This is a genomic window from Kitasatospora sp. MBT66 (genome assembly GCF_000710405.2).
In the GTDB taxonomy this organism is placed as follows: domain Bacteria; phylum Actinomycetota; class Actinomycetes; order Streptomycetales; family Streptomycetaceae; genus Kitasatospora; species Kitasatospora purpeofusca.
Genome location: NZ_JAIY01000006.1, coordinates 1,097,945 through 1,119,048 on the forward strand (window position 1 = coordinate 1,097,945; position 21,104 = coordinate 1,119,048).

Annotated in this window: 20 protein-coding genes and 1 pseudogene; 3 read left to right on the forward strand and 18 right to left on the reverse strand. The window is 72.5% G+C overall.

What is annotated here, in order from left to right; translation table 11 throughout:
* Positions 1-155: 155 nt before the first annotated feature.
* Positions 156-1,169 (forward strand): TrmB family transcriptional regulator sugar-binding domain-containing protein, encoded by a 1,014-nt coding sequence (locus BI06_RS17270; RefSeq protein ID WP_051741166.1) that lies wholly within the window; start codon positions 156-158, stop codon positions 1,167-1,169.
* 387 nt (positions 1,170-1,556) lie between these two features.
* Here the strand turns inward: BI06_RS17270 and BI06_RS17275 are convergent, their stop codons facing one another.
* The 6 genes from BI06_RS17275 to BI06_RS17300 form a co-directional block, all read right to left on the reverse strand.
* Positions 1,557-2,099, reverse strand: coding sequence for an NUDIX domain-containing protein (locus tag BI06_RS17275; protein ID WP_043468933.1), 543 nt, complete (start codon positions 2,097-2,099; stop codon positions 1,557-1,559).
* A gap of 94 nt (positions 2,100-2,193) precedes the next feature.
* Entirely contained in the window at positions 2,194-3,846 is a 1,653-nt protein-coding gene (locus BI06_RS17280; protein ID WP_043468936.1) for a hypothetical protein, read from the reverse strand.
* Complete coding sequence (locus tag BI06_RS17285; protein ID WP_043468938.1) at positions 3,843-5,327, reverse strand: ATP-grasp domain-containing protein; 1,485 nt, start codon at positions 5,325-5,327, stop codon at positions 3,843-3,845. The genes BI06_RS17280 and BI06_RS17285 overlap by 4 nt, the downstream gene beginning before the upstream one ends.
* Positions 5,324-5,947: a hypothetical protein gene (locus BI06_RS17290; protein ID WP_043468941.1), complete on the reverse strand. Its 624-nt coding sequence runs from the start codon at positions 5,945-5,947 to the stop codon at positions 5,324-5,326. Before BI06_RS17290 ends, BI06_RS17285 begins: the two co-directional genes overlap by 4 nt.
* Before the next feature lie 217 nt (positions 5,948-6,164).
* The gene (locus BI06_RS17295) at positions 6,165-6,575 is read right to left on the reverse strand and encodes an ATP-binding protein (protein ID WP_051741168.1); all 411 of its coding nucleotides are present in this window, start codon (positions 6,573-6,575) and stop codon (positions 6,165-6,167) included.
* A complete protein-coding gene (locus BI06_RS17300) occupies positions 6,572-6,772 on the reverse strand; it encodes a hypothetical protein (protein WP_149030390.1) in 201 nt (66 codons plus the stop codon). The genes BI06_RS17295 and BI06_RS17300 overlap by 4 nt, the downstream gene beginning before the upstream one ends.
* 267 nt (positions 6,773-7,039) lie before the next feature.
* On the opposite strand from BI06_RS17300, the pseudogene BI06_RS55525 reads away from it, so the two are divergent.
* Together BI06_RS55525 and BI06_RS17305 are read left to right on the forward strand one after the other, a co-directional pair.
* Positions 7,040-7,219, forward strand: a pseudogene (locus BI06_RS55525) (helix-turn-helix transcriptional regulator); the annotation flags it as partial.
* A gap of 207 nt (positions 7,220-7,426) precedes the next feature.
* On the forward strand, positions 7,427-8,281 hold the full coding sequence (locus tag BI06_RS17305) for a hypothetical protein (protein ID WP_233290172.1): 855 nt from the start codon (positions 7,427-7,429) through the stop codon (positions 8,279-8,281).
* 4 nt (positions 8,282-8,285) lie between these two features.
* Here BI06_RS17305 and cutA read toward each other — a convergent pair whose 3' ends face one another.
* The 12 genes from cutA to BI06_RS17365 all read right to left on the reverse strand — a co-directional run bounded on the left by cutA (position 8,286) and on the right by BI06_RS17365 (position 21,063).
* Positions 8,286-8,612 carry a divalent-cation tolerance protein CutA gene (gene cutA, locus BI06_RS17310; RefSeq protein WP_043468947.1) on the reverse strand — a complete coding sequence of 109 codons (327 nt, stop codon included), beginning with the start codon at positions 8,610-8,612 and terminating at the stop codon, positions 8,286-8,288.
* 109 nt (positions 8,613-8,721) lie between these two features.
* Entirely contained in the window at positions 8,722-9,054 is a 333-nt protein-coding gene (locus tag BI06_RS17315; RefSeq protein ID WP_043468950.1) for a hypothetical protein, read from the reverse strand.
* Positions 9,051-9,320: a hypothetical protein gene (locus tag BI06_RS17320; RefSeq protein WP_051741172.1), complete on the reverse strand. Its 270-nt coding sequence runs from the start codon at positions 9,318-9,320 to the stop codon at positions 9,051-9,053. Before BI06_RS17320 ends, BI06_RS17315 begins: the two co-directional genes overlap by 4 nt.
* Positions 9,321-9,335: 15 nt before the next feature.
* Positions 9,336-10,436, reverse strand: a complete 1,101-nt coding sequence (locus tag BI06_RS46410) for a peptidoglycan-binding protein (RefSeq protein ID WP_233290173.1) — start codon at positions 10,434-10,436, stop codon at positions 9,336-9,338.
* 71 nt (positions 10,437-10,507) lie between these two features.
* A complete protein-coding gene (locus tag BI06_RS17330) occupies positions 10,508-11,188 on the reverse strand; it encodes a hypothetical protein (RefSeq protein WP_043468952.1) in 681 nt (226 codons plus the stop codon).
* A 45-nt stretch (positions 11,189-11,233) separates the two neighbouring features.
* Positions 11,234-11,476 (reverse strand): hypothetical protein, encoded by a 243-nt coding sequence (locus BI06_RS17335; protein ID WP_233290174.1) that lies wholly within the window; start codon positions 11,474-11,476, stop codon positions 11,234-11,236.
* Complete coding sequence (locus BI06_RS17340) at positions 11,473-12,588, reverse strand: DUF5047 domain-containing protein (protein ID WP_043468955.1); 1,116 nt, start codon at positions 12,586-12,588, stop codon at positions 11,473-11,475. Before BI06_RS17340 ends, BI06_RS17335 begins: the two co-directional genes overlap by 4 nt.
* 1 nt (position 12,589) lies before the next feature.
* A complete protein-coding gene (locus tag BI06_RS48110; protein ID WP_043468958.1) occupies positions 12,590-14,815 on the reverse strand; it encodes a hypothetical protein in 2,226 nt (741 codons plus the stop codon).
* A complete protein-coding gene (locus BI06_RS50845) occupies positions 14,815-19,635 on the reverse strand; it encodes a transglycosylase SLT domain-containing protein (RefSeq protein WP_043468961.1) in 4,821 nt (1,606 codons plus the stop codon). The genes BI06_RS48110 and BI06_RS50845 overlap by 1 nt, the downstream gene beginning before the upstream one ends.
* Positions 19,635-19,979, reverse strand: coding sequence for a hypothetical protein (locus BI06_RS17355; protein WP_043468964.1), 345 nt, complete (start codon positions 19,977-19,979; stop codon positions 19,635-19,637). Before BI06_RS17355 ends, BI06_RS50845 begins: the two co-directional genes overlap by 1 nt.
* Positions 19,980-20,032: 53 nt before the next feature.
* Entirely contained in the window at positions 20,033-20,365 is a 333-nt protein-coding gene (locus BI06_RS17360; RefSeq protein ID WP_043468967.1) for a hypothetical protein, read from the reverse strand.
* Positions 20,366-20,463: 98 nt separating this feature from the next.
* Positions 20,464-21,063, reverse strand: a complete 600-nt coding sequence (locus tag BI06_RS17365; protein ID WP_043468970.1) for a hypothetical protein — start codon at positions 21,061-21,063, stop codon at positions 20,464-20,466.
* Positions 21,064-21,104: the final 41 nt, after the last annotated feature.

The window sequence follows — 21,104 nt, forward strand, 5'->3', positions numbered from 1 at the left end:
TATGGCCGCTTCGTGGACAAGGTGGACTGCCGCCCAGGACACGGGTGTTACTGGGCTGCACGAACGATTCTCCAGTGGCAGGATGACATGATCAAGGCTCAGGCCGTGCGAGAATTCGCATTGCGAGTTTTCCCGCCTGAGAGGTGGTCAGAGCGATGCCCAACACGGTGGCCGGCCGCTTCGAGCCGACGTCCCTGAGCGAAGAGGCCCGCGGCCTCTACATCGCGATTCGGCACGGCGTCGTAGTGGATGACCCCGAGAGCCCGGTTCTGAGGGAGCTCCTCGACTTCGGCCTGGTCGCTCCATACCCGGTCGGGCGCGGGGAGGCCGGCAGGTACATCGCCCTCAACCCGATGGAGGTCGGGACTCAGAAGCGGGACCGCCTCTACCGGCAGATCAGCCAAGCCATGTCCGAGGCAGCAGCCCTTCCCGAGACGGTGCGCGACCTCGCCATCGTCTACCAGTACTCGGATCCGAACCTCGTCGAGGGCGCCGTCGAGAAGGTCGAGGGCATGGACCGGATCAACAGTCGACTGTCAGAGATCATCTCGGCAGCGACGCACGAATTGCTCACGGCCCAGCCTGGCGGCCCTCGCCCGGCTGACGTCCTGAAGCTTGCACTGCACCGGGATGTCGGCGCGCTTCAGCGCGGGGTGGCCATGCGCACGCTCTACAAGATGTCGGCCAGGTCGGACCAGCCCACCGCCCAGTGGGTGGCGGACATCACCGCCGCCGGCGGCAACGTGAGGACGCTGGCCGAGGACTTCATGCGGATGGTGGTCGTCGACCGGCAGACCGCGGTCCTCACGGACCACACCCCGTGGACTGGCCCCGGCGCCGAGCCGCTGCGCGCCCTGATCGTGCACGACGAGGGCCTCGTTCACTATGTCGCACGCATGTTCGATAGGGACTGGAGCCGCGCGGCGATCTGGCGCGGCGAAGAGGCGCCAGAATCGGCCGGCCTGACCGAGCTCCAGCGGTCGATCGTCCAACGCCTCGCGACCGGCGCTGACCAGGTCGGTGCAGCAAAGGAGCTGGGCATAAGCCCTCGCACTGTGTCGGCGCAACTGGCCGAGATGCGCCTTGCTCTCGGGTACTGCTCGACAGCCCAGCTCATGTTCGAGCTGGGCCGCCAGGCCGGCCGCGAGGACTCTTACTCAGCCGGATAGCTCACGAGCGATTCGTGCAGAAATCAGCCGAATCGTGCGCTTCGTCTCCCTTATAGTCTCGGACTGTTCGGCTGACCCGTCGTCGGCTCGAGACAGGCGCACCACAAGGGCCGTCGCCCCTTGGATGTCGTCCACGGCTTCTTCCAGGTCGAAGCCCTTCGCGAGGCTCCATCCTGGGGGCCTTGATTCTTCAGTCACAGTGCGCTCCGGTTCTTGTCCCCCCGGTGCAGAGTCAGCACTCTATCGAACTAAGGTTCTACTGACTGTCCTTTCGATCGCCTGACCAGCCACGATGTCCGCCTCTGGCAGGGCGGCCGCACCGATCCGGCTGAGGTGTGACGGCCCCGAGTCGACGCTCGGGGCCGCCGAGAACGCCTGGCCTGAAGATCAGATCCAGGTGTAGTTGTCGTTCGTGATCGCGGCCAGCTCGAAGGCGGTCACCGGGGCGTCCGGGGACGGGAGCTGTGAGAGGGCCGCGCCGATCGGCGGGAACAGCGGCAGGTCGGCCGTCTTGCGGAAGTCGACCCACTCGACGTGCCCGACTTCATGCCCGCCGTCGGGCAGTTCGTCGTACTCCTCTGTGGCGAGCTGTGCGCGGATCTCCGGGGTGATGTGCAGCCGGTAGATCAGGTGCAGCTTGCGCGGGGACGGGGTCGGGCCGGGCCGCTCCAGCCTGGCATCCATCAGCCACAGCAACTCGGCACCGGCCACGTGTTCGGGGTCGAGGTTGAGTTCCTCCTTCAGCTCGCGGGTGAGAGCGTCCGGGAGCGCCTCGCCGGGCAGCACGTTGCCGCCGACGGTGGTGTAGTGCACGGAGTTCGGGCGCTCGCGGCGCAGCAGCGCGACCTCGGTGCCGCAGAAGACCAGGCCGCTGGTGCGGATCTTGATCTTGCCGAACGGCGTGGTGGTCGTCGCTTCGGTGGTGCTCATCGGGTTGGTTCTCCTCGGCGGGTGGTGTCGGCTGGGGCGTTCCCAGCGTGGCCTCCCGGCCGGACGGCCGGGAGGAGTCGGCGAGTTGGCGTTTCTAGCGTGCCCCGGGAAAGCCGAGATCGGTGCGGGCCTGGGCCTGGGGGACGTGTTCGATCTCGACGCCGGTGAGGGTGAAGCGACGCAGGCCGCACCCGGTGGCGCGCATGACCGGGGCGAGGTGGCAGGGGTCCATCTCCTCGATGAGGACGGTGGGCCGGCCGGTGGCGGGGTTCTTCCGGCCAGTTGCTCCGCGCGGCAGGGGCACGGTGGTGTGCGGCAGGGGCGTGATGCGCCAGATCGGGCCCCGGATGGTGGAGAGGCTGGCCTGCCCGAACCCCCGCTCTTCGCGCAGGGTCATCGGCTCGCCGTTGGTGGCCGCGAGGCCACGGAAGAGCTGCTGTGCCCGGCCCTGGTTGACGATCTGGCCGGTGTCAACGGTGAAGTCCCGGGAGAAGAACGTGGCGGGCGGGTATCCGGCCTTGAGCAGGGCGCGGGCGTGGACGCTGGCCATGGGGAGGATCTGGCCGCGCAGGTGGGCGGCGGCGGCCTTGTCGACGTCGTCGAGGTGGTGCGCGCGGGCCCGGAGGGCGGCGAGGACGGCGTCGATGTCGGCGGCGGTGGCGTCCGGGAAGGGGTCACGCCGGCCGAGGCCGCGGTCGGCCTTGTGGGCGAGGAGCGCTCCGAGGAAGTGCCGGGTGGTGTCGGTGTAGCCGGACACCTTGCGCTGGTCGCTGGCCGGGTACAGGTTGAGCGCGGTGAACCGGCCGTCGGGGTGGAAGTCCGGGTCGGCGCTGAAGTAGTCGCCATCGGCGTTGCGGAAGCGGTGGAGGCGGACGGCGGTGGCCGTGTGCGGTACGGCGAGGACGCCGTGCAGCGCGTCCCGGACGGTGCTCGGGCTGGGCGTGGCCCGGTCGCTGACCACGTGCAGGTAGCGCGTGCCGGGCTGGTCGAGGACGGGCTGGCGTCGCTCGTCCAGGTGCTCGATCGCGGTGTACGGCAGCGGGGAAGTGCCGGGCTGCTGGGCGATCAGCAGGTGCGGCCCGCAGGCGAGGACGTGGTGGCCCTCGAGGTGGGTGTCGGTCAGCTCTGCGATGCCGACCAGCGGGGCGAACCGCATCTCGACCGCGGCGGTGGCGGCGCCGTGGCCGATCCGGTCGAGGAGCGGCCGGTAGGTGGCGAGGGCGTGCGCGAGGTCGTCGGTGTACTGGTCGCGGGAGGTGCCCGGGGCCTTGCCGATGAAGCCGGCCGCGTAGGGGGTGAGGGAGAAGCGGATGCCGTCGAACACGTCGCCGTAGTCGGCGACCAGGCGCTCGTGCATGGCCGTCAACTCGGCGGAGCGGGAGGAGAACCCGACGGTGGACATGCGCATCTTGACGCCGAGGACGTCACGGGCGAGAGCCGCGTAGAGGTCCAGGTGCGGGTACGAGCCGATGTCGTTGTCCAGGTAGGGGAACACGACGCCGGGGCGGTGGATGCGGCCCTCGCCGATGCGAAGCCCCCGGGCGGCGGCCTCGTCGGCGAGCGCGTGCGCAAGGTCGGTGAGGCCGCGGCGGGTGAACCGCCACAGGTCGCTGCCGGCGAACTGGGAGCACATCGCGCAGCGGTTGACGCATCCGACCTCGGGGGCGAGGTACTGGAGTCGGGTGAGGGCGTCGTCCGGCACGGTGGCGAGCTGTTCACGCAGGGGGCTGAGCGTCTCCGTGGTCACGGGGCGGTCCCTTCCGGTCGGGTGGCGGGGGTCAGGTGGTGGTCGAGGGCGGCGAGCAACTGGCGGCCGGTCGCGCTGAGGGTGTGCGGGTCGGCGAACGGGCCATCGGCGCCGGCGCTGATGGCCTCGGCGGTGCCGAGTTCCGCGCCGGGCAGGCACAGCACGTCCGGCGCGGGCAGGTTCGCGAGGAGCACCTGGCCCGGGCCCGCCTCGGCCGGGTGGGAGCCGGGCCCGACCCAGTGGAGCGAGCCGCCTGCGGGCCGGTAGATACCGGGACCGTGAAGTCCGGTCAGGGTCACGGGGCGGGGACCGCGGTGGCGGAGCTTGAGGTAGTACGGGCCCGGGGCGCTACTGGTGGCGGCGTCGATCGTGGCCTCGTTGAACGCCTCGGGGTCGGACAGCCACTCGGCCCGGCCGCCGAGCAGCACGACCAGGTGGGCGACGGCGAACGGCGGCAGTCCGCGGAGCTGCTGGTTGACGCCGGACACTTCGGTCGTGCCCTGGTTGCGGCAGTTGATCTCGTTGAGGACGACACGGCCGTCCTCGGTGAGCAGCGCGTCCACGCCGAACAGGCCGGCCATTCGGTGCTCGGCCCACGCCCACTCGGCGATCCGCACGGCGGCGTCGACCACGGCCTCGGCGGCCGGGCGCGGCCACGGGATGGACCAGGTGTTGCCCGCGCTCTTGGCCGGGGCGATGCCCGCCTCGGGCACCCCGACGGCCTTGTGCGAGGGCCGGTCGACGTACACACGCAGGGTGCCGTCCGGCCGGGGCGCGGACAGGATCGTGATGTTGGAGGACCATCCGGTGACGAACGGCGTGACCCGGTACGGGCCCGGCATCGCGGCGGCCTGGGCGAGGTCGGCGTCGACGTCGACGAACACGGTTCCCCTGCCCCCGGAGTCGGCCCCGGACTGCACGACGACCCGGTCCGAGGACACCGCCCGACGCAGGTCCGCGAGCGAGGGCAGGGGCCCGTCGATGCGCACGCCCGCGAGGCGGATCGCTTCGGGAACTCCGGCGAGGCGGAGGATCTCCCCGAACGCCGCCTTGTCCTCCAGGCGCTGGCGCAGGTCGGCGTCGATGGCGGAGACCAGGCCGTCGGGACCGGCCCAGGATCGGAGCTGCCCAGTGGAGTACCAGGCGGTGATCACCGGTCGGCGACCGAGCCCGGCGACCGCGGCCCGGGCGGCCTGGGCGATCTCGTCGGTCCAGGACCGCCGCTGCCCGACGCCGCGCACCGGGGCCGTGTCCTCGGCCGCGAGGGTGCGGCGGGCACTCGCGGGCTCCCACGCGCGGTACGCGCCGATCGCGAGATCGGGCCGCAGGGCGGGCAGCGCGGCCGGCCCCGAGTAGGAGGTGCGCCCGGAGCTCGCGAACCGCTCGATGCTCACCAGCGCCCGCCCCGCGAGCAGCGCCACGCCCTCGGCCGAGGCGGCCTCGCCCACCGCCGCGTCGTCCTTCACCGACGGGGCGCTCACGCGATCCTCCCGAACTCGGAGGCCCGCACGGATTCGGCACCCAGTGCGGCGGCGACCACGATCTCGGCCATGTGCTCCGGGCTGTGCTCGGAGGTGTCGAACACCAGCAGGTTCCGGTGCCGGCGCCCCATCCCGTGCAGCAGGAAGGCGTTGAACCGGTGGGCGAACGCGGGGTCTTCGACGCTGCGCCGGTCGACGGCGTCGACCTTCTCGCGGCCGGCCATCCGCTCCGCCCGGGTCTCCACGGGTGCGTGCAGGTATACCGCGAGGTCGAACGGCGCGAAGAGGTGCGCGCACCGCAGCGCGAGGGCGGCGGAGAGGTACGGGCCGCCCGACATGCCGAACGCCACCGTGCGGTCCACGTAGCCGTCCTGGACCAGGATCGCGCCGGTGGGCTGCGGCGGGTCGAGGCGAACCAGGGCGGCGTCCACGGCGTATCCGCCGAGCAGGTAGGCGGTGGTGATGAGCGCGCTGTCGGGCTGGCGGACGAGCCGCAGCCGCTTGAGGGCCTTCTTGACGGGGTGGTGCCCGGCGAGAAACCCGCGGTGGCGGGCGGCGGGATGGCCGAGCGACTCGAAGGCGCCGACCAGGTTGGTGACGAGGGTGGTCTTGCCGGACATGTCGAGTCCGTCAACGAGAATCCGCACAACAGGGCCTTTCTCTAGCCGAGAAGGGGACCGGACTGTTCGGAGCTGGTGGTGCAGGCCTCCCGGGCCCGAGGGGGTCTGACGGCCCGGGAGGCGGGTGCGCCGCCGCCCCGCGTGGGACGAGGGCGGCGGCGCTGGGTCCGCCCGGCCGGCGTGCCTGGACCAGTGGCGGGCGGAGTCTGGGGCGGCGTCAGCCGCAGGTGCACAGGTCGGCGTAGACGACCTTGCCGAGGCCGTGGAGGGTCGTGCCCCAGCGGCCACCGGTGAGGCGGTGGACCATGGCAAGGCCGCGGCCGGATGTCTGTTCGCCACCGGCCTTGATCATCACCGGCATGGACCGCGATCCATCCGCGACGATGATGCGGACGAGCCGCTCAGTGGGGCGCCGCAGGGCGACGACCATGCGGGTGCGGCAGCCGGTCTCGACTGCGTTGGTGGCCAGCTCGCTGACGATCAGCATCGCGTCGTCCACCAGCGCCTCCAGCTCCCACTCCAGCAACTTCATTCGGACCATGCGGCGCGCGGCCGGGACGGAGGCTGCCTCGTAGGGCAGCGCGGCGGTGGAGGGCGCCGGACGGGTAGCGACGAGGGTGGTGCTCACCGCAGCCCCCGAGCCCGACGGCGGAACCGTCCAGCGGCGAGCTGGGTCAGAACCGACCTGCGGCGTCCGGCTCGCTCCTCGTTCTCGATGAACAGCTCGCGGCCGGCACCGTCGGTGACCCACATGCCCCAGGAGTGCCAGTTGTGCCCCTGCACGATCTCCCAGCGTCTGCGCCGGTCGGTGGGAGCGAGCTGCACGGTGTCCTCCTCGGGGGCGGGGGTCGTGGCCGCCCGGCGCGCTTCCATGGACACCGGCGGGAGAACGGGGTCCCCACGCACAGGGCAGCTGGTGCGTGCCGCCCGCAGGGCCCCAGGCCCCATTCGGGGTCATTCCCTGCGGACGGCGTGACCAGTAAGGCACCGTCAGCTACGGTCTCCCAGAGCAGAGTTGAGGCGTCCCCCAGGCGTTTCCTGCGCACTCCCGCACGTGACCTGGGGAAACGCCATTCACCGACCGGGGGCAGCATGACGTCCAAACGTGCACGGCTGGCGGAGCGCCGCGTGGCGCTGGGCTACAGTCAGGAGCAGCTCGCCGAAGCGGCCGGTGTCGCAGTGTCGACGGTCGTGCGCTGGGAGGCTGGCCGGGCCACTCCACAGCCATATCAACGACCGCGCCTCGCAAGGATCTTGCGGGTCACTCTGGCGGAGCTGGCAGAAATCCTCACACTGGAAGTGGTGGCGGATTCAACCGCTCCGACTCCAACTGCACTGCTGCTCAGCGACGTGGACGCACCGGAGGACGACGTGGACAGGCGCACCTTTGCGATCGGCACCGCGGCGATAGTCGCCTCGGCGGCGAGCGAGCCGTGGGAGCGCCTGACGGCCGTTCTCGGTGGAAGCCGACCGGATTCGGTGAGCACCGAAGCCCTGCTGGGCACCACCGCCGCGATGTTCAGCGCGGAGGAACACACCCCTGCCCGGCTTCTCGCCTCGCAGCTCGGCGAGCATCTGGACGCCATCACCGCGATGCTGCCTGCTTCTGGGGGCCATCAGCAGGCGCTCACCATCGCGGCTGGCGAGACCGCCGCACTGGCCGGCTGGACCTACTGGGACCTCGGCGACTACAAGCGGGCCCAGCGGTACTACCGCACCGCCCGGCAGGCCGCCAACATCACCGGGCACGGACCGCTGCACGCACTCGTCCTTGGCTACGCCTCGTACGGCGCTGCGAGCGCCCAGGCCCGTCAAATGCTGGCCACCGCGCAGGAGTACGTCCGCTGCCGGGACCACGCCGCAGCCCGCTCCTGGCTCGCAGCCCGCGAGGCAGAGGAGTGTGCGGCGGGCGGCGACCGCGAGGGCGCGGTGCGCGCACTGGATCGGGCCGAGACCGCCTTCGACTACGCCGACCCGGCTACGGCGCCGGCCTGGATGTCGTTCTTCGGACGGGCCCGACTCGGCTCGATGCAGGTCGCCGCCTACGCCCGGCTGCGCCACGAGGGCCTCGGCGCCGCCGCCGATCAGACTCTCGCCGACCTCGGCGAGGACGACCGAAAGGTCCGAGTCGCGGTCCTCGGCGACGTCGCGGCCGGTTACCTGACCGCTGGCGCCGTCGACCAGGCTGTTGACGTCGGTTACCGCGCGCTGGCGGCGACACTGGAGAGCGAGACGACCATGGGCACGGTCAGGCTGTCCGCGCTCGCCGGGCAACTTCCGGAGACCGCCACGGCCCGGTGCCTCCGCGAGGAGATCCGGGCCGCGTTCGCGTAGCCGTTCAGCTGGCGGTGGTCTCGGTGTTCACCCAGTCGAGGTAGGCGTTCGAGCCGGTGACCACCGGGACGCCGATGATCTCGGGCGTGTCGTACTCGTGCTTCGAGCCGATGAACGCGGCCAGTTTGCCGGAGAGGTCGGCCCGGGTCTTGAAGTCAACACGGAACTCGGCTTCGGCCTGCACGTCGCCGTCCCACCAGTACACCGACTGGATCGGGTAGACCTGGGCACAGGCTGCCAGGCGCTCGCGCACTACGGCAGTGGCCAGCTCGCGGGCCTTCTCCTCGCTGGAGTGGGTGGTCGTCACCACGATGAAGTCACGGTTCGTCATGCCCGAACGTTACCTGGAGGGAGGGCCGTTGAGGGCATGAAAGTTTGCCGCCCCGGAACGCGAAACTGCGCCCCCTGCCCGGCCGTAGCCGGACAGGGGGCGCAGTGGTTCAGCGGACGAGCAGGGGGATCAGAGTGCCTGCGAGCGCGGCGAGGCCGGTGAGGGCGCCGATGGTTGGGAGGGGCCACCGGCCGGCTTCGAGCCGGCGGAGTCTGTCCTCCTGGCCGAGGGCAACGTCTGCCTCACGGGCGTGTTCGAGTTCGGCCAGGCGCTTGTTCAGGTCGCTCAGCTCGCCGCGGTGCTCACCGATGGCTCGTTCGACCTGGTCGGAGCGCTGGACGAGCAGGGCGATACCGCCCTTGACCTCGGCGAATCCCTCGCCGACGACGCCGCGCAGGCGTTCGAGTTCCAGCGCGGTTGCCGGGTCGGAGGGTACGGTCACAGGCCACCCCGGGAGGACGGGTCAGCGTCGCGCGGGCCCGGCAGGGCGGCCTTCGGCGCGGTCATCTGGAGCCAGCCGGGAAGCCAGGAGTTGACCACGGGCAGGGCCATCAGGCGGGTGATCGCGGCGGCCACGGTCAGCAGGGTGCCGAGGCCGGGCAGGGCGGACGGAAGGCCGGCCGTCTGGACGAGGAGCGGGAGGGCGGCGGCGATGCCGAGCACCGTGGCGAAGGCGGTCCGTGCGGTGCGGCGGGCGGAGTCGGTCATGGTGGTGGTCTCCGGTCAGTTGGTGACGGTGAAGCCTCGGCGGCGGCCGAGCTCGGTGAGGCTGACGAGGCCGGGGATTCCGTCGGCGTCCGAACCGCCGTAGCCGAGGCTGCGCTGGTAGGAGCGGTACGCGGCGACGGTCCTGGTCCCGAAGGAGCCGTCGACCCAGCGGCCCTCGAGGAAGCCTTCGTCGGCCAGGGCCTGCTCGACGGTGCGGGCCTCGGCGCCGTAGGTCTGGTGGCCCTGCTCGGCGTCCGGGTCGGTGCGGGCCGCGGCGACGACGCGGGCCAGGGAGACGACGGTCTCGCCGGGCAGGTGCCCGAGCAGCTCCCGCAGGGACGACTCGCCGGGGACGCCGTCCGCGTCCGTGCCCGAGTAGCCGAGGCTGCGCTGGTAGGCCTGGTAGTTGAGGGTGTCGGCGTCCCGCCAGTCCTCGTCGGGGCCGACCTGGTAGTGCGCGCCGAAGCCGCGGGCGACCAGGGCCTCGCCGATCTCACGAACCTGGGGGCCGTGGGCGCCGTAGCCGTACGCCACGCCGGCGATGGTGTTCTGGTAGCGGGCGGGGGTGGTCTCGGCGGGCAGCTGCGGTGCGGGTCCGGGCTGGGCGGGGGCGTCCGGGCGCGGCGCGCCGGCCTGCACCCAGGCGTACAGCGGGCCGCCGGGGCAGCTGGTGGCGTAGCCGTCGCGGTGCCCCTTGATCTCCGGCCCGGCTCCGTGCGCCTGCAGGAGCTCGATGCCGTCGCGGATCGCGTTCAGCATCTCCGGGGTCGGGTCGGTCAGGCCGGAGTCGCCGACCAGGCCGACGATCGCGTAGTGACCCTTGTTCAGCGGCTGGCTGCCGTTGGCGCCGGTGCGGCGGCCGATGCCGCGGCCCTCCAGCAGGTAGCCGTGCGGGCAGGCGCCGAACGAGTAGGCGATGTCGCTGTAGTTCTCGACCTTGTTGCCGAGGTGGCTGGCGCGGATGTCCTGCCACTCCTGGATGCACAGGCCGTGGTTGGCGAGCAGGTCGGTGGCCACGTGGGTGCCCTCGTAGTGGACCTTGGCGCCCTGGGTGGTGGCCTGAGGCGGGGCGGCGGACTCGGGCCAGCCGAGATCTGCGCGGGTGACGAGCTGCACGGGATGCCTCCTGGGCATGAAGAAGCCCCCGGGCCGGACGGCGCGGGGGCGAGACGGGGAGTGAGGGTAGGTCAGGTGGCTGCTTCGTAGGCGAGCTGGAGGCGGAGGGATCCGCCAGGGGCCCAGGCGAGGGGGCCGTTTCCGCCCTGGCCGAGTCCCTGCCCGCCGGGGTAGACCCAGCCCATGTCCCAGAGCCGGTAGCCGAAGACGGCTGCGGTGAGGCCGCCGATGTCCACCACCGTGATCAGGCTGTGCCAGGCGGAGCCCGTGCCGTCGATGTGGCGCCCCTGGCCCTGGCGGTGGTGGGAGAGGTCGGTGGGGTCACTGGCGGGGACGGGGAGCCTGATGCCGACGTAGTTGTCGCCGAGGCTTGATCCGGCGCCGCAGGTGAGCTTGGCCTCCATCTCGATCGTCGTTCCGGTGCGGCGGTAGCGGCCGGCCGAGGTGCTGGTTCCCATCTCCCCGTTCCCCAGGATCCACTCGGGGGTCCAGTCGACCCAGGAGCCCTGGGGCACGTAGACGCGCCAGGCGGTGCCGTCGTAGATCTCCTTGCGGCCCTCGGCGATGAGGTAGGTCTCCATGCCGGTGGCCGGGTTGGGCAGGGCTGCGGTCCGGGCGGCGGCGTTGGCGAAGCGCATGTTGGCCCGGGGGACGATGCCGTTGACGAGGGAGGAGAAGCCCTGCTCGGCGTTCGGTGCGTCCAGGAGGCGGGGGTAGGGGACGTTCTGCTGGAAGTCGTCGGTTCCGGTCATGTGGTCTCCGGCCGCTCGGTGGCGGCCCAGGTCGGGTGGCGGGGATCAGGCGAGCGCACCGAGGACGATCCAGGTCCCGGCGCCGTTGCGGGTGACGAGGACGGTGTCGCCGACGGCGGGCGCGCTGTAGCTCTGCAGCCGGCGGACCCCGGCGACGGGGCCGGCCGCGGTGGTGATGTCGACGGCCGGCCCGGCGGTGGCGGTGACGGTGGCGAGGGTCCAGTCCGCGCCCTGTTGGAGCAGGGCGCGTTCGACGGCGTACTGGATCGCGTCGGCCAGGTCGCTCATCCGGTCGTCACCTCCTTGCTGGCCCGCAGGGTGATAGCGAAGTCGCCGTCAACGTCGAGGGGCACGGTGAAGGACTGGACGAGGACGAGCTCGTGGCGGCCGCCGTAGGTCAGGCGCAGGCAGTCAGCTCCCTCGAGGGCAGGGTTGGGCAGGGAGGAGAGGGAGGTCTGGACGTTGGGCGCGGTCGCGTCGCGCAGCAAGGCGGCCGCGACCGCCTCGCAGGCCGCCGTGGTGGTGAGCAGGCCGGAGGAGTAGAACCTCGGTACCCGGCCGTACGGGCCTCCCCAGCGGGTGGGCGAGGTGGGATCGGTGTCGTAGGCGGCGCCGCTGACCGCGGGGCCGCCCGCTCCGGCGCTCGTCTCCCCGCGGGCGATGACGGCGTTGTAGACGCCGGCCCGGGCGAGCTTGCGGCTGACCTTGATCAGGTTGCCGGTCGGGCCTTCGGTGACGTCCCAGACCGGGGTGGCGGTGGACAGGTCGGGCAGGTCGGTGATGACGAAGCGTCCGGTGGCGTCGGCGTAGCACTCGGCGCGCATGCTGGTGGCGAGTTGGGTGACGGCGTCCCACCGGTCGGCCTGGGCGTCCCAGGTGATCGGGGCGACCGACTGGTCGCGTGCGCCGGCGGTGAGGTTGACCACCGGCGCGTCGGGGAGGGTCTCGCGGATCAGGGCGGTGATCGCGGTGACGGTGGAGGCGTAGGAGGAGGTGGAGACCGGGGCGGTGAAGCGGTCGTCCTGGACGGAGGCCTCGGCGCTCTGCCCGGTGACGGTCACGGGGCCGAGCGCCGGGTCTCCGGCCGGCTCGTCGATGCGGAAGGTTCCGAGCGGCACCAACTCGGTGGTGCCGTCCGGGTAGCGGATCCCTCGCTGGACGACCAGCTGCTGGCCGTACACGCCGAGCGGGTCACCCGGGTTCCAGGGCAGGTAGCCGGGGTCGGGGATGGTGAGGGCGAGCTGGCGGCGGACCTTGCTGCCCCGGTCCACGGTGACGCTTCCACCTTCGTGGGGCAGGTCGGCGGCGGTGAGGGTGCCGCCCAGGTAGGCGTCGATCCTGGTGACGACCTGGTGCGGGTTGGACAGCGCGGCGAGGAAGCGGGGTGAGACCGCGTACACGTCAGCTCCCTTGCACTCCGGTGAGCACGTCGAGCCAGGTCCTGGAGCGGGCCAGGACGTCGGCCCAGGTGGTGTTGGTGTCCAGGACGCTCTGCCAGGTCCGGCCGGCGGATCCGACGAGCGCGCCGACGGGTCGGTCGACCTCGGTGACCGCAAGGACGAACTCGCGGTCGGGCTGCGGTGCGTAGTCGCTGAGCCGGTTCTCCTCGGCGTCGCCGACCTGCAGGTAGAGGTCGCCGATGCCCCAGCTGGCGGGCCACTGGGCGAGCAGGGTGTGCCCGGACTCCAGGAGCCACCACAGGGCTTGGCGCTGGGCATCGGTGGCGGTGGTCACGGTGAGCGTGCCGGTGCGCGCCGCCCGGACGTCGGTGAGGACCACGGGGCGGGCCCGGCCCCGTACGGCGTGCACCCCTTGGCGCGCTGACCGCTGCCAGTTCGGCACGGTGGCCACCATGGCGACCAGGCTGCGGGCCGGCAGCGACGGGTCCTTGAGGACGACGCCGAGCTCGTCCGGGTGGGCGAGGGTGATCTGGTCGCTGGTGTAGGTCGTCCAGTCCGTTCCGGCCGCTCCGGTCCAGGCCTTCGCGTAGTAGGAGACGGCGGTCCCGAGCGGCGCCTCGTAGTCCTCGGCGACGGCGACGTCGCCGGTGGCGGTCTCGCCGGTCAAGTCGCCGTTGTAGCCGCGTACGGGGGTCTGGGTGCCGTCGGGGCTCGTACGCCACAGGCCCCAGCGGGTGCGGCCGCCGGTGGTCAGGCCCTGGAGGTAGATCCGCGCGCCGTAGCCGGCCCCGGTGGGCTCGACCCGGGCGGCAAGGCCGCCGGGGGCGATGAGCACCTTGTCGAGGTACCAGACCTCGCCCGGGACCGCGCCGGAGCGCACGAGGGACGGGCGCAGGGTGACGGCCCGGGGCGGGGCGAGGTCGACGGTGGTGGACGGGGTCCACGCGGTGGCGGCGCCTGCGCTGTAGGCGGCGGAGGTCTGGCGGAGGATCTGCCCGGCCGCGTCCAGCCAGGCCAGGCGGACGGTGTAGGCGGCGCCCGCAGCGGGCGGGCGGACCATGGGGCGGAACTGGTAGGCCTGGCCGGGGATGACGGGCACCGGCGCGGCGAGGGTGAGGACGGCTTCGCCCGTGCCGGCGCAGGTGAGCGCGAGGGAGGCGAGGCCTTCGGCGGCCTGGGCGAGGGAGCGGGCGGCCGTCCCTCCGGCCGCGGTCCAGCCGGCGGCGCTGACCTCGGTGGAGTACCTGGGGTAGTCCAGCAGGTTCCCGGGTTCGTTGGCCGCGAGCTGGAGACCGATCTGGTCGAAGAGCCAGACCTGCGCGGTGGCCGTGGCCTGCGGGCGCAGGACGATCCTGGCCTTGGCCGCGCCGGGCGGGGCGGTGCCGGCGACGCAGACCCGGGTCCAGGTCGCGGACGGCAGGGCGGTCCAGGTGGTGGTCGTGGTGCTGATCGGGTTGTCGGCGGCGTCCTGCCAGCGGATGTCGATCAGGACGGACAGCGCGGCGGTGCCGGGCCGGGCGGAGGCGGAGGCCAGGTACTCCTTGCCCGCGGTGACGCTGACGGCCGTGTTGAGGGCGGCCTGGCAGTTGCCCGCGAGGGTGGAGGTCAGCTGCAGGCTCCACCACCCCTCGACGCTCGCGGCCGAGCTGCGGGCGAGGGTCACCGCGTACCAGGCGGCCCAGCCGGTGGCGTCCTGCTCGACGGACTGCGAGGTGTAGTCCAGGAGGTTCCCGGCGGCGAGTGCCGGAGGGCCGAGTGCGGCGGCGTCGACGAGGGCCTGGCCGCCGGCGGCCAGGCCGGTGACGTTGACGCCCAGGACCGCGTAGGCGGCGCCGGCCGGGGCGGTGGCGATGAGGACGGGTGGCGGGGTGTTGAACGCGGTGGAGTTGGCCAGGGTGGAGCTCGGCGAGGTCGAGTACGAAAGCGCCGTGCCGCCGGAGGCGTTCGCGTACCAGCCGATGAAGACGTTGACGGCCCGCCCGGCGGCCGCCGCGACGAGCGCGGCGTAGGCGTAGGCGGTGTAGACCTGGCCAGCCGTCACCGGGACGCGCGTGATCGTGGTCGCGGACGCGGTCCCGGCGGCGGTGGCGGTCAGCTGGAGGGAGGCGGAGCCGGTGTAGCCGCGGCCGCCGAGCGCGAGCGTGGTGTTCGCGCCGGTGGCCCAGCCGGTGGTGTCCGTCTCGATGTCGGAGACGGACGGTGCCAGCAGGTTGGTGGCGACCGCCATCAGATCCTCCGTCCCGTGGTCAGGGCCCGGGCCGTGGCCGTGTCGGCGGCCCGGACCTCGGTGCGGACGATGTCCGTGATCTCCCGGTCGCCGACCCAGACGTGAACCTCGAGGTCTCCCTGTCCGGCGCCGGTGGCGGCGGCGCGGCCGAGGGTGTCCCACTGGCCGGTCGTCAGGACAGGCTCGGGCCGACCGGTGTGGTTGTAGACCAGCGACGTGCCGGTCGGCAGGTAGCCGCCGGAGTCGTAGCCGCCCGGCCGGTTGAGCGCGCTCAGGCTCCCGTACCGGTGGATGGCGTAGTTGAGGCCCGCGTACGTGTTGGCCAGCGGGTCCGTGCTCGTGCCGTACTGGAACGGGCCGGTGTCGCGGAAGGCGTCCGCGTACGCCCGGTAGGTCGGCCCGATGACCTGCATGAGGCCAACACTGGGCGTGCCCGCCTGCCAGTTGGAGTCCCAGCGGTTGACGACGCCCGGGTCGCCGCCGCTCTCCTGGTTCATCCGTCGCAGGACGGTGTCGAGCCAGGACTGGGGCTGGCCGAGCATGGTGAGGGCCTGCTGAACGACCGGCGCCCAGCGCTGCACACCCGAACCGGCGGCCGGTGCCGAGGACTTCCCGCCGCCGACGAACGAGACGACCTTGTCCTTGAGCCCGGTCAGCATCTGGGTCGGGATGCCGATCACGGCCTTCGCCATGGGCGACTCGCCGATCCGGGCGAACAGCGCCCGGACCGGACCGGTCACCTTGTCCCAGATCTTGCTCGGGTTGGTGAGCAGGTCGGCGCCGTCCTTGAGCAGGTCGACGCCGTCACCGACGACATCGGTGACGGTTCCCCAGACCTTCCCCAGGATCCCGCCGTCGGCCATCAGCTGGGTGCCGGCGGCCGCGTGCAGGGCGAGCGCCCTGGCGCGGTACTGCGGGTCGGTGGGGATGACGTACTCGGGGAAGCGCGGGTTGCCCTCGCCGACGATCGCGGTCGGCCGGTTGACCACCATCGGCACGGCCTGGCCCCAACCGGGGCCGACCGTGCCGCCGGCGGCCAGGAGCTTGGGGCCGTCGGGCAGGTGCGGCAGGTGGACGAAATCGGCGACCTTGTCCCAGACCGCCTTGATGCCGTTGGTGTACACGGCCTCGATCAGGAAGTTGACCGGTTTCTTGGTGATGTCCTGGAGCTCGCCCCAGGCCTTGCCGATCATGTCCTTGGCCTTGCCGAACGCCTCGCCCACCGGGGTGAGCGCGCCCTTGATGGCTTCGAACGCTGGCTGCAGCGCGTGCTCCCAGAGCCAGCTCGCTCCGGTGGCGATCCCGTCGAACGCGGGCTTGATCAGGGTCCGCCAGGCCCAGCTCGCGGCCGCGCCGATGCCTTCGAACGCGGGCTGAAGGATGGTCCGCCACAGCCACAGCGCCAGGTCGGCGAGCGCTCGGAAGGTCGCCATCCAGGCGTCGAAGGTCGGCTGGATGATCCACTTCCACAGCCACAGGGCGACCGCGGCGATGCCCTCGAACGTGGGCTTGATCCCGGCCTGCCACAGCCACAGTGCGGCCGCGGACAGCAGGTTGAACGCGACCACGATCGGCCCGATGACGACGACGACCAGGATCGCGAACAGGACCTTGGCCGCCTCCCAGATGAAGGCGAAGGCGGGTCCGAGCGCGTTCTCCCAGAGCCACATCGCGGCCGCGCCGACCATCTGGAGACCGGCCCAGATCGCGGCGAAGACGGGCTGGAGGACGACGGCCCACAGGAACAGGGCGCCGATCCGGATGCCGTCCCAGACGGCCGTCACCGCGTTGTGGAACCAGGTGAAGTGGTTGTAGGCGTAGATCACCCCGGCGACCAGCGCGATCACGGCGATCACGATCGCCTCGATCAGCGGCACGATGATCGTCGCCTGGAGGGCTGCGTCGAAGGTCAGGGTCTCCGCTGTGGCGACCCCCATCGCCACGTTGTAGAGCGCGATGCCGGCGGCCGCCCCGGCGCCCACGATGCGGGCGATCTTGAAGGCCGCGATGCCGAGCCACAGCGCCTGGACCAGTCCGGGGAAAGCGGTGGCCAGGTCGGCCACCTTCTCGGCGAGCCAGCCGATCCCCGCCAGCGCGGGGCCGGACAGCGGGGCGAGCGCCTCGCCGACGGACAGGACCGCGCCCGCGATCTTGCCGAGCGTGTCGGCGAGAATCGGGCCCATCCGGGAGGCGTAGTCGAGGAAGCGCTCGAACTCCGGGCTCCCCTTGAGCTTGCTGCCCCAGGTCGCGAACCGGCCGGTGCCCGACTCCAGCCGCGCGGCGATCGAGTCGATGTGCGGCAGGAACGCGTCGATCACGCCGACGGCGCCCTTGATCGTGTTGCCGAACGCGACCCCGAACGAGGTCAGCGCGGGCTGGACGCTGCTGTCGAGGTCCGTCTTGAAGGACCGCCAGAACGGGCTCTTCAGCTCGGTCCCGGCGCGGTCGAACAGGCCGCCGACTGCTCGGGTGGCGGCCTCGGCCATCGGGGTGAGCCCGGGAAGGCTGGCCTTCGCCGCGTCCACGCCGCGCACCAGCAGGGTGGTGGCGTCCGGCGTGACCGTGGCGGACCACTGCTTGAACGCCTCGCGTATGCCAGCCGGTCCGGCGATGACGTCGAACAGCTGGCGGGCCTGCGGGGAGAGCCTGCCGAGGGCAAGCGCGTACTTGTCGGACGCGCTGGCCGCGCCGCCGGCACTCCGCTCGGTGGACAGCAGCGCCTGCTGGACGCCCCGTTGGGCGTTCGCGACAGACTCTGCCGCGGTGGCCTGGGTCTGGGCGGCCTGGCGCTGGGCGTCGGCGATGCGCGTCTGGGCGTCGGCGATCTGGCGGGCGGAGGTGGCCGCGGCCTTGGAGGCTGCGGCCTGCGCGTCGGTGATCGCCTGGGCCGACTGGGCGGCGGTGCGGGCCGCGCCGGCCTGGGCGTCGGCGAGCGCCCGGGCCTGGTCGGCGGTGCGCTGCTGGGCCTGGACAAGGCGGTCCTGAGCGGAGACGACGGCGTCCGCCCCGTCCACCCCAGCGTCGCGCGCGGCCTGGGTGTCGCTCTGAAGCCGGGCGTACTGCTTGCTCTGCTCCTTCGCGTGCTGCTCGGCCTGGTCGAAGGCGAGCTGGGCCTGGGCGCGCTGGAGCGCGGACGCGCGGGGGTCGGTCCTGGCGGCCTGCAGGTCCTGGGCGGCCTGCTGGACGCGCAGGACGGCGTCGCGCTCGGCCAGCGCGCCGTCGGCGAGCCGGTCGTTGAGGTCGGCGAGCTGGTCGGCGGCGGTACGGCGGGCCGCGGTCAGGTCGGCCTGCGCGCGGGTCTCGCCGCGCTGGGCGTCCGCCAGGGCCTGCTCGGCGTCGGCGACCTGCCGGGCGGCGCGCACCTGCGCGTCGGCGGCCTGGGCGACGGCGTCGGCGACCTGGCGCTGGGCCCGCTCGCGGGACTCGGCCGACTGCGCGGTCGCGTCCGCCAGGCCCTGCTCTGCCTGCTCGATCTGCCGGGCGGCGGCCTGGGCCTGCTGGGCGGCGTTGCGCCGGGCGGCGGCGAGGGACTGCTGGGCGCCGGCCAGGGACAGGGCCCGCTGCTGGGCGCTGAGGTCCGCGTTCGCGCCGGCCGTGGTCGCGCTGGTGGCCTCGTCCTGGGCGGCCTTCTGGGCCTGGAGGGCCTGGGCGACGCCGCGCACCGCGGGGGCTGCGGCCAGGGCGAGCACACCGACACCGCCGGCGGCGGCGAAGGCGCCGGCCGCGATGGCGCCGAGGCCGCCCGCGATGACGGGCAGGCCGCCGATGCTGGCGAGCGCGGCGAGCTGGATGCCCAGCGTCATCACCGCCGCCGACGCGCCGGCGGTGTCGACCTTGATCTTGGGGTGCTTGGCGTCCAGCGCCTCGACGCTTGCAGCCACCGCAGCGAGCTCGGCCTGCGCGGCGGCGGCGTCCGCGCGCACGTCGATACGCACGCCGCGGCGGTTCAGTGCGGCGAGCTCGGCCTGCAGGACGCGTATCGCGGCCAGGGCCTGGGCGACGTCGAAGGTGGCGTCGACGGCCAGGCGCTCGGGGATGGCGGCGAGCTGAGCCCGCAGCCGGGCCAGGCGGATCTCGCTGGCGTCGGTGGCGACCTCGACGTCGATCGCGGGTAGCGAGGCCGCGACGGCCCGCACCTGGGCGATGAGGCTCTCGCGGAACTGCCCCGGGCGGATCTCGACTTCGTGCGGGATCCGGGTGATCGCCTCGATCTCCGCGCTCACCTCGGCGAGCGCGGCACGGGCGGTGGCGGTGTCGATCCTCACCACCGGGTCGGCGTGGGTGGCGCCGAGCTGGCGCAGCTGGGCGTCGAGGTCGGCGACCTTGGCAGCGGCATCGTCCGCGGTGATGTCGATGCCGATGCGCTTGCCCGAGAGCTGCTGGATCTTGGCGCGCAGGCGGGCAAGGTCCGCGTCCGCGCCGGTCTCGTCGACCTGGACGTTCAGCTTGGGCAGAGCCCGGAAAGCAACCTCCAGCTTGGCCTTGAGGCTGCGGGCGAAGGCGCCGCCGCTCTGGTCGCCCTCGCGGGCGGCCGCGGCGGCGGCGCGGCGGCCGCCGGCCTGGACGGCGTCGGGCAGCGCGGCGGCGATGCTCTGCTGCATCGCGTCCGCGATCTGCCGGCCGAGCGACTGGCCGACCCCGGAGCCGGCCCCGGTCAGGGAGGCGCGCAGGCTCTCGCCGAGGCGGTCGCCTAGGACACGGCCGGCCTCCAGGCCGACCCGGTCGGCGATCGGCAGGATCTGATCCTTGAGGCGCTCGTGGAACCGCGGCGTGATCGGGACAACGTCGACGCCGGCCTGGCCGACGATGTCCACCGCCATTACGCCTCCCGGGGATCTCGCATTCGCGGGTCGAGCGCGGCGCGCTGTTCGTCCGTCAGGCGACGGCGGGAGGTGGTCCTGGGCCGGATGCCCGGGCGCGGAGTCGGCTCCGGCTCATGGAACTTGCCGCCGCTCGCGGCGACGGCAACCGCGGTCTGCACCCGGACGGCGTCCAGGACGGAGGCGAGCAGCAACTCGACCCCGGACCACGGGGTCAGGTCCGGGCGGGCCTGGGCCTGGGCCTTCGCCAGCAGATCGGCCGGCGCGGCGTTGCGCAGGGCGGTCTTGGTGAAGCTCTCCGGCGGCAAGTGGTCGATCAGGACCCGCAGGCGCCGCAGCGACATCCGGCCGCGGTAGACGTCGAGGAGGTCGATGCCGCGCAGGGCCAGGTCGGCCTCTAGCGCTTCCGCGTGGTCTTCGAGGACCTGGAGCGTGCCCGCGACTTTCCCAGGCTCTGCCCGGTGGTGCTGGTCATGGCGCGCTCGGTGAAGGCGGTGATTTCGCCCATCGTGGCATCGAGGTCGATGAACTCCTGGACGTCGTCCGGGTGGAGGGCGAGGTGGGCCCAGGTATCGAAGTCCAGGACGCGCAGGGCCCGGAAGAAGGAGGGGCGCCACTGGGAGCCGGGGCGCACGCGCAGCTCGACGCCGTCGAGCTCCTCGGCGACGTAGGAGTCGTCGGTGTCGGTGGCCTCGATCTCCTGGGCCTGGGCGGGAGTCGTCTCGGTCATGGGCGCGGGTCTCCGGTGCTCGAGGGAAGTGGTGGGGTGCGCGGGCGGGATGGACGGGAGCGGAGCCCGGACCCGCGCGGATGCGGGCCCCGCCGGTCTCAGGAGCCGCCGCCGGTCGGGAAGAAGTTGGCGACGTCGATTCCGCCGTAGTCGATGCTGCGGCTCAGCGCCTTGGAGGTGGCGCCCTTGTAGAAGGTGAAGGTCATGTCGACGCCCATGACGTCGTCGGCCTGCGGCTTCTCGTCCCCGCGCTCGGTGACCTCGGCGTTGGGCGCGTAGAGGCGGATCTTCTTCGCGCCGTCGATGGTGTCGAAGATCATCGCGTAGCGGAGGTCGTCCGGCTTGTCCGGCAGGGGGTAGGTGACCGTGCCGCCGACCGCGGGCTTGAGCGTGGCGATCGGCACGTTGTCATACAAGGACCTCACCACGGGGTTGAGGGCCTCCTGGCAGGTGACCTGGACGGTCTTGGTGGACTTGGGCCGAAGGGTCCGGATCGGCTCCATTGAACCGGCCGCCTGGATCTCCTTCTTCTCCTCGGCGATCTTGAGCGTCCCGCCGTCGGTGGTCACCCAGCCCAGGCACAGCCAGGCGGCCGGCGGGGCGGTGAAGCCGGTCGGGGCTGCGGTGTTGAGCGGCGCGACGAAGACCAGGTAGTCGGTCGCGCCGAAGCTCAAATCGGCATTTCGGGTATCGGTCATCGGCCCTCCCGGGGCGCGAGAGGCGAGGCAGCGCGCAACTG

Excerpts from the sequence above, each read along its gene's own strand:
- BI06_RS48110 (WP_043468958.1), bottom strand. The coding sequence starts at position 14,815 with ATGGCGGTCGCCACCAACCTGCTGGCACCGTCCGTCTCCGACATCGAG.
- BI06_RS17330 (WP_043468952.1), bottom strand. The coding sequence starts at position 11,188 with ATGACCGGAACCGACGACTTCCAGCAGAACGTCCCCTACCCCCGCCTC.
- BI06_RS17320 (WP_051741172.1), bottom strand. The coding sequence starts at position 9,320 with ATGACCGACTCCGCCCGCCGCACCGCACGGACCGCCTTCGCCACGGTG.
- cutA (WP_043468947.1), bottom strand. The coding sequence starts at position 8,612 with ATGACGAACCGTGACTTCATCGTGGTGACGACCACCCACTCCAGCGAG.
- BI06_RS17365 (WP_043468970.1), bottom strand. The coding sequence starts at position 21,063 with ATGACCGATACCCGAAATGCCGATTTGAGCTTCGGCGCGACCGACTAC.
- BI06_RS17270 (WP_051741166.1), top strand. The coding sequence starts at position 156 with ATGCCCAACACGGTGGCCGGCCGCTTCGAGCCGACGTCCCTGAGCGAA.
- BI06_RS17290 (WP_043468941.1), bottom strand. The coding sequence starts at position 5,947 with ATGTCCGGCAAGACCACCCTCGTCACCAACCTGGTCGGCGCCTTCGAG.
- BI06_RS17335 (WP_233290174.1), bottom strand. The coding sequence starts at position 11,476 with ATGAGCGACCTGGCCGACGCGATCCAGTACGCCGTCGAACGCGCCCTG.
- BI06_RS17355 (WP_043468964.1), bottom strand. The coding sequence starts at position 19,979 with ATGTCGCTGCGGCGCCTGCGGGTCCTGATCGACCACTTGCCGCCGGAG.
- BI06_RS17360 (WP_043468967.1), bottom strand. The coding sequence starts at position 20,365 with ATGACCGAGACGACTCCCGCCCAGGCCCAGGAGATCGAGGCCACCGAC.
- BI06_RS50845 (WP_043468961.1), bottom strand. The coding sequence starts at position 19,635 with ATGGCGGTGGACATCGTCGGCCAGGCCGGCGTCGACGTTGTCCCGATC.
- BI06_RS17275 (WP_043468933.1), bottom strand. The coding sequence starts at position 2,099 with ATGAGCACCACCGAAGCGACGACCACCACGCCGTTCGGCAAGATCAAG.